The 15,620-nt window shown below is 67.6% G+C and carries 15 protein-coding genes and 1 pseudogene; 14 read left to right on the top strand and 2 right to left on the bottom strand.

Features of this window, described 5'->3' with window-relative positions:
- The 3 genes from QZ753_RS16155 to QZ753_RS16145 all read left to right on the top strand — a co-directional run.
- Positions 1-1,431, top strand: a 1,431-nt coding sequence (locus QZ753_RS16155) for a type I secretion system permease/ATPase (RefSeq protein ID WP_294645064.1), incomplete at its 5' end; no start/stop codon positions are given.
- 25 nt (positions 1,432-1,456) lie between these two features.
- Positions 1,457-2,842 carry an HlyD family type I secretion periplasmic adaptor subunit gene (locus tag QZ753_RS16150; protein ID WP_294645062.1) on the top strand — a complete coding sequence of 462 codons (1,386 nt, stop codon included), beginning with the start codon at positions 1,457-1,459 and terminating at the stop codon, positions 2,840-2,842.
- A gap of 95 nt (positions 2,843-2,937) precedes the next feature.
- Positions 2,938-4,152 carry a glycosyltransferase family 4 protein gene (locus tag QZ753_RS16145; protein WP_294645061.1) on the top strand — a complete coding sequence of 405 codons (1,215 nt, stop codon included), beginning with the start codon at positions 2,938-2,940 and terminating at the stop codon, positions 4,150-4,152.
- On the opposite strand, the gene rirA is transcribed toward QZ753_RS16145, so the two are convergent.
- The gene (rirA, locus tag QZ753_RS16140; RefSeq protein WP_294645059.1) at positions 4,153-4,623 is read right to left on the bottom strand and encodes an iron-responsive transcriptional regulator RirA; all 471 of its coding nucleotides are present in this window, start codon (positions 4,621-4,623) and stop codon (positions 4,153-4,155) included.
- A 239-nt stretch (positions 4,624-4,862) separates the two neighbouring features.
- Here rirA and QZ753_RS16135 point away from each other — a divergent pair, with 239 nt between their 5' ends.
- From QZ753_RS16135 to QZ753_RS16105, 7 genes are all read left to right on the top strand, one after another.
- The gene (locus QZ753_RS16135; protein ID WP_090958085.1) at positions 4,863-5,765 is read left to right on the top strand and encodes a branched-chain amino acid ABC transporter permease LivH; all 903 of its coding nucleotides are present in this window, start codon (positions 4,863-4,865) and stop codon (positions 5,763-5,765) included.
- Positions 5,766-5,842: 77 nt separating this feature from the next.
- Positions 5,843-7,225, top strand: coding sequence for a high-affinity branched-chain amino acid ABC transporter permease LivM (livM, locus tag QZ753_RS16130; RefSeq protein ID WP_294645066.1), 1,383 nt, complete (start codon positions 5,843-5,845; stop codon positions 7,223-7,225).
- Between the two features lie 2 nt (positions 7,226-7,227).
- Positions 7,228-8,214 (top strand): ABC transporter ATP-binding protein, encoded by a 987-nt coding sequence (locus QZ753_RS16125; protein ID WP_294645058.1) that lies wholly within the window; start codon positions 7,228-7,230, stop codon positions 8,212-8,214.
- Positions 8,211-8,975, top strand: coding sequence for an ABC transporter ATP-binding protein (locus tag QZ753_RS16120; RefSeq protein ID WP_294645057.1), 765 nt, complete (start codon positions 8,211-8,213; stop codon positions 8,973-8,975). The genes QZ753_RS16125 and QZ753_RS16120 overlap by 4 nt, the downstream gene beginning before the upstream one ends.
- Positions 8,975-9,319 (top strand): DUF6867 family protein, encoded by a 345-nt coding sequence (locus tag QZ753_RS16115; protein WP_294645055.1) that lies wholly within the window; start codon positions 8,975-8,977, stop codon positions 9,317-9,319. The genes QZ753_RS16120 and QZ753_RS16115 overlap by 1 nt, the downstream gene beginning before the upstream one ends.
- Before the next feature lie 169 nt (positions 9,320-9,488).
- On the top strand, positions 9,489-10,601 hold the full coding sequence (locus tag QZ753_RS16110; RefSeq protein WP_294645053.1) for a branched-chain amino acid ABC transporter substrate-binding protein: 1,113 nt from the start codon (positions 9,489-9,491) through the stop codon (positions 10,599-10,601).
- A 685-nt stretch (positions 10,602-11,286) separates the two neighbouring features.
- Positions 11,287-11,427, top strand: a complete 141-nt coding sequence (locus tag QZ753_RS16105; RefSeq protein WP_294645052.1) for a hypothetical protein — start codon at positions 11,287-11,289, stop codon at positions 11,425-11,427.
- A 46-nt stretch (positions 11,428-11,473) separates the two neighbouring features.
- Here the strand turns inward: QZ753_RS16105 and xylB are convergent, their stop codons facing one another.
- On the bottom strand, positions 11,474-12,931 hold the full coding sequence (gene xylB, locus QZ753_RS16100; RefSeq protein WP_294645050.1) for a xylulokinase: 1,458 nt from the start codon (positions 12,929-12,931) through the stop codon (positions 11,474-11,476).
- A 196-nt stretch (positions 12,932-13,127) separates the two neighbouring features.
- Between xylB and QZ753_RS16095 the strand changes: the two genes are divergently transcribed.
- The 4 genes and pseudogenes from QZ753_RS16095 to QZ753_RS16080 form a co-directional block, all read left to right on the top strand.
- On the top strand, positions 13,128-13,985 hold the full coding sequence (locus QZ753_RS16095; RefSeq protein WP_294645049.1) for a D-amino-acid transaminase: 858 nt from the start codon (positions 13,128-13,130) through the stop codon (positions 13,983-13,985).
- A 149-nt stretch (positions 13,986-14,134) separates the two neighbouring features.
- Positions 14,135-14,704, top strand: coding sequence for a biotin transporter BioY (locus tag QZ753_RS16090; protein WP_294645048.1), 570 nt, complete (start codon positions 14,135-14,137; stop codon positions 14,702-14,704).
- 19 nt (positions 14,705-14,723) lie between these two features.
- Positions 14,724-15,398 carry an energy-coupling factor ABC transporter ATP-binding protein gene (locus QZ753_RS16085; protein ID WP_294645046.1) on the top strand — a complete coding sequence of 225 codons (675 nt, stop codon included), beginning with the start codon at positions 14,724-14,726 and terminating at the stop codon, positions 15,396-15,398.
- 41 nt (positions 15,399-15,439) lie between these two features.
- Positions 15,440-15,620: pseudogene (locus QZ753_RS16080) on the top strand (energy-coupling factor transporter transmembrane protein EcfT); the annotation flags it as partial.

Here is a 15,620-nt window from a genome sequence, read left to right as displayed (position 1 = left end):
CGCCCGGCTAGAGCATCGGCGCTGCGCGATCTCGACACGTTCCGCCAGGGCATCGCCGGCAACGTCACCAACACGATCCTCGACACGCCCTGGGCGCCGATCTTCCTGATCGTCATCACGATGATCGACTGGCGCCTCGGCGTGGCCGCGACAGTCGGTGCGATTCTCCTCTTCGGCCTCGCGCTTCTCAACGAGTACGTGACGAAGCCGGCGTTGAAGGAGGCGAACATCGCCGGTCAGCGCTCCTACGCGGCGACCGATTCGGGCCTCCGCAACGCCGAAGTCATCTACGCGATGGGCATGCTGCCCGGCCTGACCAACCGCTGGAACCGCGACCGCCTCGCCATGCTCTCCTCGCAGGAGGAGGCGTCGGAGCGCGGCGGTTCGGTGCAGGCGGCGATCCGCTTCCTCAACAACTTCCTGCAGGTCTCGATGCTCGCCGGCGGCGCGCTTCTGGTGATCGAGGGCCTCGCCGGCCCCGGCATCATGTTCGCGGCCGTGATGCTGGTGTCGAAGGCGCTGGCGCCGGTGCAGCGCGCGGTCGGCTCGTGGGGGACGATCGTCAACACGCGCCAGAGCTTCGAGCGCCTGAACGCCCTCCTCCTCGAGTTCCCGGCCGCCGAGCGCGGCATGGAGCTGCCGCGCCCTGCCGGCAAGCTCGCCGTCGAGGGCTGCTTCTACGCCTTCCCCGGCACCAACAAGGCGCTCCTGAAGAACCTCAACTTCGCACTGGAGCCGGGCGACTGCCTCGGCCTCATCGGCCCGTCCGGCGCGGGCAAGAGTTCGCTCGCCCGCCTCCTGATCGGCGTGCAGCGCCCGACCTCCGGTTCGGTCCGCCTCGACGGCGCCGAGATGCACTCCTGGGGCCGCGACCATATCGGCCGGCACATCGGCTACCTGCCGCAGGACGTCGAGCTGTTCTCGGGCACCGTGCGCGAGAACATCGCCCGCTTCGCGCCGGAACCGGACGATGCGGCCGTGCTCGCCGCCGCCAAGATGGCCGGCTGCCACGACCTGATCCTCCGCCTGCCGGACGGCTACGACACGGAGCTCGGCGAAGGCGGCGCGATGCTCTCGGTCGGCCAGCGCCAGCGCGTCGCGCTCGCCCGCGCCGTCTACGGCAACCCGTCCTTCGTGGTGCTGGACGAGCCGAACGCCTCGCTCGATTCGGACGGCGAGCAGGCGCTGCTCGCCGCGATCGTCGCGCTCCGCCGTATCGGCTCGACCGTCGTCGTCATCTCGCACCGCATGTCGGCGCTGAACTACTCCAACAAGATCCTGCTCCTGCGCGACGGCATGGTGGAGCGGTTCGGCCCACGCGACGAGGTGCTCGCCCGTGTCGTCGCCCCGGCTCCGGCCCCGCAGCAGACCCAGCCGCAGACGGCTGTGGCCTCCGCGCCGGAGCCGAAGGCCATTCCGGCCTCGTCCTAATCCTGAAGCTTCGAGAGATAGACCCATGTCCGTGATCGCCTTCAGGAAGAAGCCCGACGACGAGCAGCCCGCGCAGCCGGGCGAGGTGCCGAAGCTCGCCAAACCCGGCGGGGACGACGGGGCTTACGAGTTCAACCTTCGACGCCCGATCCTTTTGGGTTCCGTTATCGTCGGCGTCTTCATCGTCGGTATCGGCACCTGGGCGGCGTTCGCGCCGCTGTCAGGCGCGGTGCTGGCGGGCGGTGTCGTGAAGGTCGAGGACAGCCGCAAGGTCGTGAAGAACCGCGACGGCGGCATCGTGAAGTCGGTCATGGTGCGCGATGGCCAGCACGTGCAGGCGGGCGACGTGCTCCTGCGCATGGACGACGTGCAGGCGCGCTCGGCCTACGAGGTCTACGACAACCAGCTGATGAACCTCCTCGCCCGCCGCGCGCGCTTCACGGCAGAGAGCAAGGGCGACGAGGAGATCACCTTCCCGCCGGAAGTGCTGGAGCGGCGCGACGATCCGGCGATCGAGCAGCTGATCACCGATCAGACCACCCTGTTCCAGACCCGCAAGTTGGGCCTCGAGACGCAGGTCGAGATCCTGCAGCAGCGCCGCCAGCAGCTCGAGACGCGAATCAACGGCTACCAGATCCAGATCAACTCGATCGACCGCCAGCAGGAGCTGATCGAGGAGGAGAAGAAGGGCGTCGCATCGCTGCTCGCCAAGGGCCTTGCGCCGAAGACGCAGGTTCTCGCGCTCGAGCGCGCCTCCGTCGATCTCGGCGGCCAGACAGGGTCCTTGAAGTCGCAGATCGCCGAAGCCCGCGAGACGCAAGGCGAGGCCGAAATGCAGATGAACCGGCTGACGCAGGACCGCCTGACGGAAGCCAATGAGGGCATCAGCAACGTCCAGTCGGAGATGGCCAACATCGTGCCGCGCCTACAGTCGGCCAAGGCGACGCTGGCGCTAACCGAAGTGCGCGCGCCGGCCACCGGCACCGTGCTCGGCCTGACCCAGTTCACCGACGGCGGCGTGCTCGGCCCCGGCGAGCGCATCCTCGATATCGTGCCCGAGGACACGCAGCTCATCATCGAGGCGATGATCCAGCCCCAGGACATCGCCAAGGTCGAGCCGAACATGAACGCGATGGTGAAGCTCACGGCCTACAACCAAAGCACCACGCCTTCGGTGAACGGGCGGATCATGCGCGTGTCGCCGGACCGTCTGACGACGGAGAACGGCACCGCCTATTTCAAGGCCGACGTCGAGGTGGCGCCGAGCGCCCTCGCCCACCTGTCGCACGACATCCGCCTCTATCCGGGCATGCCGGCCGAGGTCATCATCCCGACGGGCGAGCGCACCGCGCTCGACTACATCCTCGCGCCGATCACGCGCTCGATGGACCGCGCCTTCCGCGAGGAATAACAGCCGTTCGGCGGCGCGCTCCGGTGCGCCGCCCCTCGCCGTCCCGATCGTCGCCGCGTGACGGGATGCCGTCCCGTTCCCGTGCCGCGCAGATCATGATCCAGAACAAGACGCTTCTCTTCATCCACCAGAACTTTCCCGGCCAGTTTCTGCACCTGTGCCGGGCGCTCGCCCAGCACAACCGGGTCTTCTTCATCACCAAGCCGACCAAGAACCGCCTCGCGGGCGTCCGGCTGGTCGAATACACGCCGCACCGCGCGCCCAATCCGCAGATCCACAACTACCTGCGCACCACCGAGGACGCGATCCTCCATGGCCAAGCGGTGGCGCGGCTTCTCCTGCAGATGCAGAAGGAGAACGTGCGCCCGGACATCATCATCGGGCACAGCGGCTGGGGCGAGACGCAGTTCGTCAAGGACATCTTTCCCGACGTTCCGCTGCTGAGCTACATCGAGTTCTATTACAGTGCGACGGGCGCCGACGTCGGCTTCGATCCCGAATTCCCGAGCCAGACCGAGCTGAAGTTCCAGTTGCGCTGCCGCAACCAGGTCATTCTGTCCGCTCTCGAATCGACCGATCTCGGCCTGTCGCCGACGCGCTGGCAGCACAGCCGCATCCCGTCCGTCTTCCAGCCGAAGGTGAAGGTGATCCACGACGGAGTGGATACCGACCAGGTCGGGCCCGCCGAGGCGCCATCGATCACGCTGGAGGGGCGCACCTACGACAAGTCGGCACCCGTCGTCACCTACGTCGCGCGCAACATCGAGCCCTATCGCGGCTCGCACATCTTCATGCGCGCGATCAACCGCATCCTCGCCAAGGCACCGGACGCGCGGATCGTGATCGTCGGGGGCGATGGCGTGTCCTACGGCGCGCGGTTGCCCGAGGGCGAGACCTACAAAGCGCGCTTCCTGAAGGAAAACCCGGTTGACGAAGCGCGCGTTCATTTCGTCGGGCGCGTCGAGTACGAGGACTTCAAGACCTTGCTGCAGGTGTCGGCGGCGCACGTCTACCTGACGTATCCGTTCGTTCTGTCCTGGTCGATGTTGGAATCGATGGCGAGCGAGTGCCTGCTCATCGGATCGCGCACCGCGCCGGTCGAGGAGGTCGTGCGACACGGCGAGAACGGGCTGCTCGTCGACTTCTTCGATCCGCAGGAGCTCGCCGACACGGTGGTCGAGGCGCTGCGCCAGCCGGAAAAGTATCGCGAGATGCGCCGCGAGGCACGCCGGACGATCGTTCGCGACTACGACCTGAAGCGGGTCTGCCTGCCCGCTCAGCTCAACCTGATCGGCCGGATGCTCGGCTGATCAGCTCGCCAGCGGAACCGGCGCGGGCGCTATCGCCTCGCCGAGGCCGAGCCGGTTGCGGATCGCGCCGCTCGACGACACGATACCCTCGATCGTGTAGTTGCCGAGCGTCGAGAGAAACGCATCGAGCGCGCTGCGCAGTGCGGCGTTCAGGGCGCAGCTGTCGATCAGCGGGCAGTCCACCGCGCCGGTCTCGAAGCATTCGGCCATCGCGAAACTTTCCTCGGTCGTCTCGACCACCTCGCGCAGGGTGATCGCGGCGGCCGGGCGCGCCAGACGGATGCCGCCGTTGCGACCGCGCACCGTCTCGACGAAGCCCGCCTCCACCAGCGGCTGGAGAATCTTGAACAGGAAGAGTTCCGACACGTTGTAGGCCGCCGCGACATCGCCGACGCGGCTGAGCCGCCCGGTGTTGACCGCGCAATACATCAGAAGTCGGATGGCGTAGTTCGTCTGGCGCGTAAGCCGCATCAAGTCCTCCCTCGGGCGGGCTGCCGAGCAGATGATGTCTTCTTAGAACAATTCCAAGCGCATGGGAAATGCGGCGGCATCGTGCTCGGTTGTCGCGGAATTGTCGCTTTTCCACGTCGACGCGCGGCCGGCGCGTTGGCGAAACCCTTTCGAGTTGCTAAGAAATTCGCCATGCACGAGGGCTGTGCGACGGGGCGTTGGCGCTCGCCGCCCGAAGCGGGTCGAATCAACGAGGCTCCATGGAATACTTCCTGCAACAATTGATCAACGGCGTGACGTTGGGGTCGATCTACGGATTGATCGCCATCGGCTACACGATGGTCTACGGAATCATCGGCATGATCAACTTCGCCCACGGCGAGGTCTTCATGATCGGCTCGTTCATCGCGCTGACGACGTTCCTCGTGCTCATCTCGATGGGCGTGACGTTCCTGCCGATCGTGCTGCTCCTGATGATCGTGGTGGCGATGCTCTTCACCGCGCTGTGGGGCTGGTCGATCGAGCGGATCGCCTACCGCCCGCTTCGCGGCTCGTTCCGCCTCGCGCCGCTGATCACCGCGATCGGCATGTCGATCTTCCTGCAGAACTTCGTGCAGGTGTCGCAGGGCGCGCGCGTCAAGCCGCTGCCGCCGCAGATCCAGGGCGCGGTGCAGGTCATTCCGGGCGTGCAGATCTCCTACATGCAGATCACGATCATCATCGTGACGCTGGTGCTGATGACGGTGTTCTCGCTCCTCATCGCGCGCACCCCGCTCGGCCGTCAGCAGCGCGCCTGCGAGCAGGACTCCAAGATGGCCGCGCTTCTGGGCGTCAACGTCGACCGCACGATCTCGCTGACCTTCGTGATGGGCGCCTCGCTCGCCGCGGTGGCCGGTACGATGTACCTCCTCTACTACGGCGTCATCGACTTCTATATCGGCTTCCTCGCCGGCGTTAAGGCCTTCACGGCAGCCGTTCTCGGCGGCATCGGCTCGTTGCCGGGCGCGATGCTCGGCGGCCTCGCGATCGGTCTCATCGAGACCTTCTGGTCGGGCTATTTCTCGGTCGAGTACAAGGACGTCGCCGCCTTCTCGATCCTTGCGATCGTCCTGATCTTCCTGCCCTCCGGCCTCCTCGGCCGGCCCGAAGTGGAGAAGGTCTGATCATGGCCGGTCCTCAGACCCCGTCCACCACCACGCCCGAGGGCGCGCAGATCGAAGAGGAGATGCGTCGCGACGCCATGCGCGGCGTGCCGCCGACGGGCGAGACGCCCGCCTCCGGCCCGAGCTTCGCCGTGGCCCTGCGCGAGGCGCTCGTCACCGCCGCGATCGTCGGCGCGCTGACGCTGTTCTTCCTTCTGATGCGAACGGACATCGCGCCGGGCGGGCTCGTCCTGTCGGTGCGCTGGGACCTCTGGTTCATCGCGATCGCGCTCGCCTTCGGCGTGCGACTCGTCCTCAGCCTCGTGCTCTTCCAGCGCAAGGAGAAGGGCGTGGGTTCCGCCAAGGCCGGCAAGACCGTGTCCACCAAGGGCGCCGGCCTCGGCCGCTTCCTCGGCGTCGGGCTGCTCGGTCTCGCGCTGGTGCTGCCGTTCCTGATCCGGGTCGTGGCGCCGTCGAGCGACCGCTACCTGATCGACCTCGCGATCCTGATCCTGACCTATGTCATGCTCGGCTGGGGCCTCAACATCGTGGTCGGTCTCGCGGGCCTTCTCGATCTCGGCTACGTCGCGTTCTACGCCGTCGGCGCCTATTCCTTCGCGCTGCTGGCGATCAACTTCGACCTCGGCTTCTGGGTCTGCCTGCCGATGGCAGGGCTCTTCGCCGCGCTCTGGGGCATCGTCCTCGGCTTCCCGGTGCTGCGCCTGCGGGGCGACTACCTCGCCATCGTGACGCTCGCGTTCGGCGAGATCATCCGCGTGGTGCTCCTCAACTGGTACCAGGTGACCGGCGGCCCGAACGGGCTTCTCGGCATCCCGCGCCCGACCCTCTTCGGCCTCGATTTCGGCCGCGGCGAAGGCTCGTTCTCGGACTATTTCGGGATCCAGTACGACGGCATCCACCGCTTCATCTTCCTCTACTACATCATCCTGGCGCTCGCGCTTCTCACCAACTTCGTGACGCTGCGCATGCGCCGCATGCCGGTCGGCCGGGCCTGGGAAGCGCTGCGCGAGGACGAGATCGCCTGCCGGGCGCTCGGCATCAACACGACCAACGTCAAGCTGACAGCGTTCGCCACGGGCGCCATGTTCGGCGGCTTCGCGGGCTCGTTCTTCGCCACGCGCCAGGGCTTCATCTCGCCTGAGAGCTTCACCTTCCTCGAATCGGCGATCATCCTCGCCATCGTGGTGCTCGGCGGCCTCGGCTCGCAGATCGGCGTCGTGATCGCTTCGATCGTGATGATCGGCGGCATCGAACTCCTGCGCAATCTCGGCTTCCTCGAGGTCGTGTTCGGCGCGGGCTTCGATCCCACGCAGTACCGCATGCTGATCTTCGGCGTCGCCATGGTCGCCATCATGGTCTGGAAGCCGCGCGGGCTCGTGTCCTCGCGCCAGCCGTCGGCCGTCTACAAGGAACGCAAGGCGATCGGGGCCGACATGGTCGCTCAGGGCGAGGGGCACTGACCATGGCCATGACGATGGAAAAGACGGGTCGCTGGATGCGCGACCCGGTCCTGACGGTCGAGCACCTGACCATGCGGTTCGGTGGCCTCGTCGCCATCAACGACCTCTCCTTCGAGGTCGGTCGCGGCGACATCACGGCCCTCATCGGCCCGAACGGCGCCGGCAAGACGACCGTGTTCAACTGCGTGACCGGTTTCTACAAGCCGACCGAGGGGCGCATCGCGCTCCGTCGCGGCACCGGCATCGGCCAGGACGAGGTGGTGGCGCTCACCCGCACCGGCGCCCAGAGCCGCAAGGTGTCGGGCGGGGAGGTGTTCCTGCTCGAGCGCATGAGCGACTTCCGCATCACGGAAGTCGCTGGCGTCGCGCGCACCTTCCAGAACATCCGCCTCTTCGGCGGCATGACGGTCTTCGAGAACCTTCTCGTCGCCCAGCACAACAAGCTGATGGCGGCGTCCGGCTTCACGGTCGGCGGCCTTCTCGGCCTGCCGGGCTACCGCCGCGCAAAGGAAGCCGCGCAGGACCGCGCGGTGGACTGGCTGAAGCGCACCGCCCTCCTCCACCGGGCCGACGATCCGGCGGCCGATCTCTCCTACGGTGACCAGCGCCGGCTGGAGATCGCGCGCGCCATGTGCACCGACCCGGTGCTCCTGTGCCTCGACGAGCCGGCCGCCGGCCTCAACCCGCGCGAATCGGCCGAGCTCAACACGCTGCTTCGCTCGCTGCGCGACGACTTCGGGGTCTCGATCCTCCTGATCGAGCACGACATGGGCGTCGTGATGGAGATTTCCGACCACGTCGTGGTGCTCGACTACGGCACCAAGATCTCGGACGGCACCGCCCATGCGGTCCGCAACGACCCGCGCGTCATCGCCGCCTATCTCGGCGTCGACGACGAAGAGGTTGAGGCGGTGGAAGCCAAGCTCGACCAGGGCGACATCGACGGCGCGGTCGCCACGGCCGGACTGCCGGGAGGAGCGGGCGCATGAGCGCGACCATGACTGCATCCCCTGCCGCGACGGCGACGGCCCGGCCGCTCCTGTCGATCCGCGGCGTCGAGACCTTCTACGGCAAGATCCAGGCGCTGAAGGGCGTCGATCTTGACGTCGGCGACGGCGAGATCGTCACGCTGATCGGCGCCAACGGCGCCGGCAAGTCGACGCTGATGATGACGATCTGCGGCAATCCGCGCGCGCGCTCCGGCCAGATCCTCTATCGCGGCGAGGACATCTCGCAGCTGCCGACGCACACGATCATGACCCGCCAGATCGCGCAGTCGCCCGAGGGGCGGCGCATCTTCGGGCGCATGACGGTGATGGAGAACCTGCAGATGGGCACGACGCTCGTCGGGCAGGAGCATTTCGACGACGACCTGCGCAAGGTGTTCGATCTCTTCCCGCGCCTCAAGGAGCGCGCCGGCCAGCGCGGCGGCACGCTGTCGGGCGGCGAGCAGCAGATGCTGGCGATCGGCCGCGCGCTGATGAGCCGGCCGAAGCTCCTCCTCCTCGACGAGCCCTCGCTCGGCCTCGCGCCGCTGATCGTGAAGCAGATCTTCGAGGCGGTGCGCGAGCTCAACCGCAACGAGGGCCTCACGGTCTTCCTGGTCGAGCAGAACGCCTTCCACGCGCTCCGCCTCGCCCATCGCGGCTACGTGATGGTAAACGGCCGCATCACCATGAGCGGCACGGGGCGCGAGCTTCTCGCCCGCGAGGAAGTCCGCAGCGCCTATCTCGAAGGAGGGCATCACTGATGCAGAAGGAAATGGCCCTCCTCTGGGAGGTGACGTTCTTCGAGTTCCTGATCGTCACCGTCGTGATCGGCGGGGCGCTCGCCTATGCGATCGGGCGCTCGACCGCCCGCTCGTGGAGCGGCTGGGGGCTCATGGTCTTCTATTGCCTGCTGCTCGCGGTCGCGATTCGCTTCCTGCACTTCAGTCTGTTCCACGGTACGTTCTTCCTGCCCCCGCCGACGCTGCCGACGGCCCTGCACTACGCCGTGATCGACTTCGCGGTGATTCTCGCGCTCGCCTGGCTCGGTCGCGGCCGCACGCGGTCCGCCCAGATGGCGCGGCAATACCGGTTCGAGAAGGCATAAAACTTGGGCATTCGCCCGCTCGCTGAAAAAAAGCGGCAGAATCGGGCGATCGGTGGAAAATGGCTATTCCGCTCGGCAAGGGCTTGGTCTTTACTCCCTTCGGGGACGAAACGCGCGAACCCGCCGGACCGCCCATGACGATCCGGGAATCAACAGGGAAAACAGAACGATGATGAAAGCGCTTCTGGCCGGTGTGGCCCTCAACGTCGTGCTGGGCGGCGCCGCCTTCGCCGACATCACGATCGGCGTCGCGGGCCCGATGACGGGTCAGTACGCCACCTTCGGCGAGCAGCTGCGCGTCGGCGCCGAGCAGGCCATCAAGGACATCAACGCCGCGGGCGGCGTGAACGGCGAGATGCTGAAGCTGTCGGTGGGCGACGACGCCTGCGACCCGAAGCAGGCCGTGGCGGTCGCCAACCAGTTCGCCTCGCAGGACGTGCCGTTCGTCGCCGGCCACTTCTGCTCGGGTTCGTCGATCCCGGCCAGCCAGGTCTACTCGGAAGAGGGCATCGTCGAGATCTCGCCGGCCTCGACCAACCCGGACTACACCGACAAGCGCCCGTCGGACGGCATCTACCGCGTCTGCGGTCGTGACGACCAGCAGGGCGAAGTCGCAGGCGCCTACATCGCCGAGAACTTCAAGGACCAGAACGTCGCCGTGCTCGACGACAAGTCGGCCTACGGCAAGGGTCTCGCCGAGCAGACCGCCAAGGCGATGGAAGCCAACGGCAAGAAGCCGACGCTGAGCGAATCCTACTCGGCCGGCGAGAAGGACTATACCGCCCTCGTTTCCAAGCTGAAGCAGGCCGATATCAAGCTCGTCTACATCGGTGGCTACCACACCGAGGCCGGCCTCATCGCCCGCCAGATGAAGGAACAGGGTGTGGCCGCCAAGATCATGTCGGGCGACGCCATCGTCACCGACGAGTATTGGGCGATCACCGGCGACGCCGGCGAAGGCACGCTGATGACCTTCTCGCCGGATCCGCGCAAGAACCCGACCGCCGCGCCGGTGGTGAAGGAGATCGAGGGCTCCGGCAAGACCGCCGAGGGCTACGTCCTCTACACCTATGCCGCGATCCAGGCCTGGGCCGAGGCGGCCAAGAAGGCGGGCGGCACCGAGTACGAGGCCGTCGTCAAGGCGCTCGACGCCGAGACCTTCCCGACCGTGATCGGCGACCTGAAGTTCGACAGCAAGGGCGACGTCACCCTGCCGGGCTACGTCATCTACGAGTGGAAGAACGGCAAGTACGACTACATCCAGACGGCCGCCGCAAAGTAAGCAGCGCCCTACCTGAGACATGAAAGGCCCGGCATGGCGACATGCCGGGCCGCTTTCGTTTTTGCGGCAACCGGCCCGGCGCAGGCGGTCGCATTCGCGCAGTCGAGGACGACTTCGGCCCCGCTTTCCGCATGGGGCGAGAAGCGCATCCGGAAGGCTCCGCGCCACGGCGAGCGTCACCTTCTTCGCGACCTTCGCGATGTGGAAGACTATGGCAGCGGCTCGTTGGCCGTAGGTCGGAAGGTCGATCCTGCTCCTGAACTCTCAGAGGCGTTTCCGGCCAGTTCGAACCGTCATAATCGTTCTACGAACGTCCGCTGCGCAGCCGAGCACCTTCGCTCCGCGCTGGCGTCTTGGCGGTTACGACACCACGGTATCGCTCCCCTCTCGCGCGTTGACGCGAGATGGAAATCAGCCCCGCACAGACCATTCAATCCGGTCGGAAACGATCCGGCAGGGCTCGGTCGTTGCTGGGCGTTCGTTCAGCTGCCCGCCTTCGTGGATGGGCAGGACCGATCGTCTAAGCGGGGAGCCAGCTAGCGCTCGCAACGACGCGATGCCGGACACACACATTTGCGGGTAAACTTCGGGGAGCCCGCCTCCCCGACCGGCGAGGTCCGTTCGATCTTCGATGCTGGCACAAGGCCGTGCTCGGTCGCCGGGCGGCCGTAATCCGCCGTTGCACGTGGCGCAACGCGCCTACGCTGGCAGCGGCCACGCCGGCGAGGGCATCGATAGCCAGAAACTCGGCATCGCGGCGGAGCGCCCGGCCTTGATCACTGCCGGTGCGATCCACGACGACAAGACGATCAGTCTCCTGCCCTAAGCCGCCTCCCCTCCTGCGCGCCCCGACGGTCGCAGGAGGAAAGGCCTTAGGCGCGGCCGGCCGCCATCAGCGCGGGATAGAGCGAGCGGTAGCGATCGTGGGCGCGGGCGAAGGACTCGACCAGCGTCTCGTCCGGCTCGTAGCGCGCCGCGATCGGCGGCTCGGTCATCACCGAGTCCGGGTCCGCGCCGGTGGCCGCGCAGATGCCAAGGCGCGCCGCACCGAAGGCGGCCCCGAAGTCCCCGGCGGCCGGCAGCGCGACCGGCGTTTCGAGGACGCTTGCCATGATCTTCAGCCAGAGTTCGGAGCGCGAGCCGGCGCCGACCGCGATCAGCTGGCGCACCCACGAGGCATGCGGCGCGGCATCCAGGCAGTCTCGGATCGAGAAGGCGACGCCCTCCAGAACGGCGCGCACCATGTCGGCGCGGCTCGTATCGGCCTGGAGGCCGATGAAGGCGCCGCGCACGGCCGCGTCGTTGTGGGGCGTGCGCTCGCCCGACAGGTACGGCAGGAAGAGAAGCCGCCCCGGCGCGCGCAGGTCGTCTCCCGCCTGCGCCACGAGGGCGCCGGGCTTCTCAGCAAGAACGCCCGAGAGCCATTCCAGCGAGCCCGCCGCCGACAGCGTCACGCCCATCTGGTGCCAGAGGCCGGGGAGCGCGTGGCAGAAGGTGTGGAGGGCCGTATCGGGAACTGGGTCGTATCCCGCGCTCGCCGTGAACAGGACGCCGGACGTGCCGAGCGACAGGAAGCCGGTGCCGGGCCGGGTGACGCCGACGCCGCAGGCCGACGCCGCATTGTCGCCGCCGCCGCCCGCGACCACGACGCCCTGCGGTAGACCCCAGCGGCTGGCGAGTTCGGCGCGCAGCGTCCCGCTCGCCTCGGCGCCCTCGACGAGGCGCGGCATCTCGGCCTCCGAGAGCTTCGTCCGGCGCAGCATCGTCGAGGACCAGCGCCGCTCGCCGGTGCGCAGCCACGCGGTGCCGGCGGCATCCGACATGTCGGATGCGGCCTCGCCCGTCAGCCAGAGGCGCAGGTAGTCCTTCGGCAGGAGCACCCGGCGCACGCGCTCGAAGATGCGCGGCTCGTTGCGTGACACCCAGAGGAGCTTCGGCGCGGTGAAGCCGGGAAACACGATGTTACCGGTGATCGCCCGCGCTTCCTCGTCGTCGAGTTCCTCGGCCTCCTCGTGGGAGCGCGTGTCGTTCCAGAGAATGCAAGGCCGCAGCACCTCGTCGGCCCCGTCGAGCAGCGTCGCGCCGTGCATCTGACCGGAGAGGCCGATGCCGCGCACGGACGCCATCGCGTCGGGGTGCTTCGACTTCAGCTCCGCCAGCACCGCCTCGCAGGCCGCGATCCAGTCGGCCGGCGCCTGCTCCGACCAGCCGAAGGCCGGGCGTGTGACGTTCAGCGAGGCGCTGGCCGTTGCGACGGGGTTCTGGTCCTCGTCGACGATCAGCGCCTTCAGCGACGACGTGCCCAGATCCAGCCCGAGATAATGGCCCATTCGCTTCCCGTCCTCCCCCGGTCGGGAAGCCCCGAGCGGCGATGATTCTCTCCTGAATTTCACAGGTAACGTCGGATGCCGGTCATCATCAACCGCCAACCGCGCATCGACGGGCGCCCGAGCCGTCTTCGCCGCTTCTGATCCGGCGTCTAACAGGCTAGAAGCGGCCTGAAGCCCATCAGCATCGGACCATCGCATGACCCGCATCGTCTACGTCAACGGCGCGTATCGCCCGGAAACCGAAGCCAAGGTCTCGGTCTTCGATCGCGGCTTCCTGTTCGCCGATGCGGTCTATGAGGTGACGGCGGTGATCGGCGGCAAGCTGATCGACTTTCCCGGTCACTGCGCGCGCCTGCGCCGGTCGCTCGCCGAACTCGGCCTGCCCTCGCCGGCGACCGACGAGGAGATCCTCGCCATCCATCGCGAGCTCGTCTCGCGCAACGGGCTGGAACTCGGGCATGTCTACCTGATGGTGACCCGCGGCGAGGCCGACCGCGACTTCGTCTTCCCCAAGTCCGAAACGCCGCCGAGCTTCGTCCTCTTCACGCAGCGCCGCGACGCGATCGAGACGCGCGAGGCCGAACAGGGTCTCAAGGTCGCCTCCGTGCCGGACCTTCGCTGGGGCCGGCGCGACATCAAGACGGTGCAGCTTCTCTACCCGTCGATGGCCAAGATGGAGGCCAAGCGAAAGGGCAAGGACGACGCCTGGTTCGTCGAGAACGGCACCGTGACCGAGGGCACCAGCAACAACGCCTACATCGTCACCCACGACGGCGCGATCCGCACCCGGGCGCTCGGCCACGACATCCTGCACGGCATCACGCGCGCCACGCTCCTGAAAGTGGCCGGCGAACTTGGCCTTCACGTCGAGGAGCGGCCCTTCACGATCGAGGAAGCGCAGGGCGCGCGCGAGGCCTTCGTGACCTCGGCCGGCGCCTTCGTGACGCCGGTCGTCGAGATCGACGATGTCGCGGTCGGCGACGGGCAGCCCGGCCCGATCGCGCGGCGCCTGCGCGCGGCCTATCTCGATGTGGCCATCGCGCAGGCGATTTGACGACGCGAAGGCTTCCGGCCAAAAGCGCACGTCGCCCGCTACATACCCGTTCGGACGGGCATGACGGAACGCGACAGGCGGGAAACCGAACCCCAACGTGAGACGGCTCGCCGCGCGCGCGGACACCGAGCCCTGCTGGAGCAAAACGAATGTCGACGCGTGACCTTACGCTGATAGCCCTGTTTGCGGCAGTGATGGCGGTCCTCGGGGCCTTCCCGCCCCTGATGCTGCCGATCATCGCGATCCCGATCACCGCACAGTCGATGGGTCCCATGCTGATGGGCGGGATTCTCGGCGCGAAGCGCGGCACCCTGTCGATGCTGCTGTTCCTCGTGCTGGTCGCGATCGGCCTTCCGCTTTTGTCGGGCGGTCGCGGCGGATTGGCGCCGTTCGTCGGCCCCTGGTCGGGCTTCATCTACGGCTGGGTGATCGCCGCCTTCCTGATCGGCTGGCTGACGGAGCGCTTCTGGAACCGTCTCGGGCCTGTCTCCGCCTTCGCCATCTGTGTCGCCGGCGGTATCGGCGCGATCTATGCGGTGGGCGTCCCGTGGTTTGCCGCCATGTCGGGCCTCGGTCTCGGCGAAGCCTTCGCGAGTTCCGCGGTCGCGTTCGTTCCGGGCGACCTCGTCAAGGCCGCGGTCGCGAGCGCCGCGATCATCATCGTCAAGCGGGCCTATCCGCTGATCGGTCGCAACCGCGCGGGTGCGATCCGCACCTGATCCTGCGACTGCGCCCGCGATGATCGAATTCGAAGGCGTCACGTTGCGCCGCGGCGAGCGGCAGGTGCTGGATCGGCTCGACCTCTCGCTCACCGAGCGCCGCATCGGCGTGATCGGTGCCAACGGGTCCGGCAAGTCGAGCTTCGCCCGTCTTCTCAACGGGCTGCTCCTGCCGACCGGCGGTACCGTGCGCGTCTTCGGCATCGACACCGCGTCGGATGCGCGCGCCGTTCGCCGGCGCGTCGGGTTCGTGTTCCAGAACCCGGAGAACCAGATCGTCTATCCGACGGTCGGTGAAGACATCGCCTTCGGGCTCAAGCCGCTGAAGCTCGGCCGGCAGGAAACGGCCGAGCGCATCGCAGCCGCGCTTGCCGACGCCGGCCTCGCCGGTTTCGATGATCGGCTCACGCACGAGCTTTCGGGCGGCGAACGTCAGATGGTGGCCTTGGCGGGCGTCATGGTGCTCCGACCCGACATTCTCGTCCTCGACGAACCGACGACGCTGCTGGACCTGCGCAACAAGCGCCGCGCGATGACCCGTGTCGAAGCCCTCGACCCGTCCGTCGTGATGGTCACCCACGATCTCGACCTTCTGGCGGGCTTCGACCGCGTGCTCGTCTTCGAGGCCGGACGCCTCGCCTTCGATGGCCCGCCCCCGGACGCCATCGACGCCTACCGGCGCCTCTGCGCGTGATCGGCGGTCTCTACAGGCCCGGCGACAGCCGGGTGCATCGCATGCCCGCCGGGGCGAAGCTTCTGGCCCTCGCAGTTGCGGGGACCCTTGTGGTCCTCGTCGCGAGCCCCGCGGTGATGGGCGGGCTTTTCCTCTGTTCGGTTGTCCTGTTCCCCGTCGCCGGCCTGTCGCTGCGGGAGGTGGGACGTCAGCTGCGGCCGGCGCTTCCCATCCTCCTCTTCC

Source organism: uncultured Aureimonas sp. (assembly GCF_913775355.1).
GTDB lineage: Bacteria > Pseudomonadota > Alphaproteobacteria > Rhizobiales > Rhizobiaceae > Aureimonas.
The sequence above is the reverse complement of the archived record's forward strand: the minus strand, read 5'-3'. Positions and strand labels throughout refer to the sequence as shown.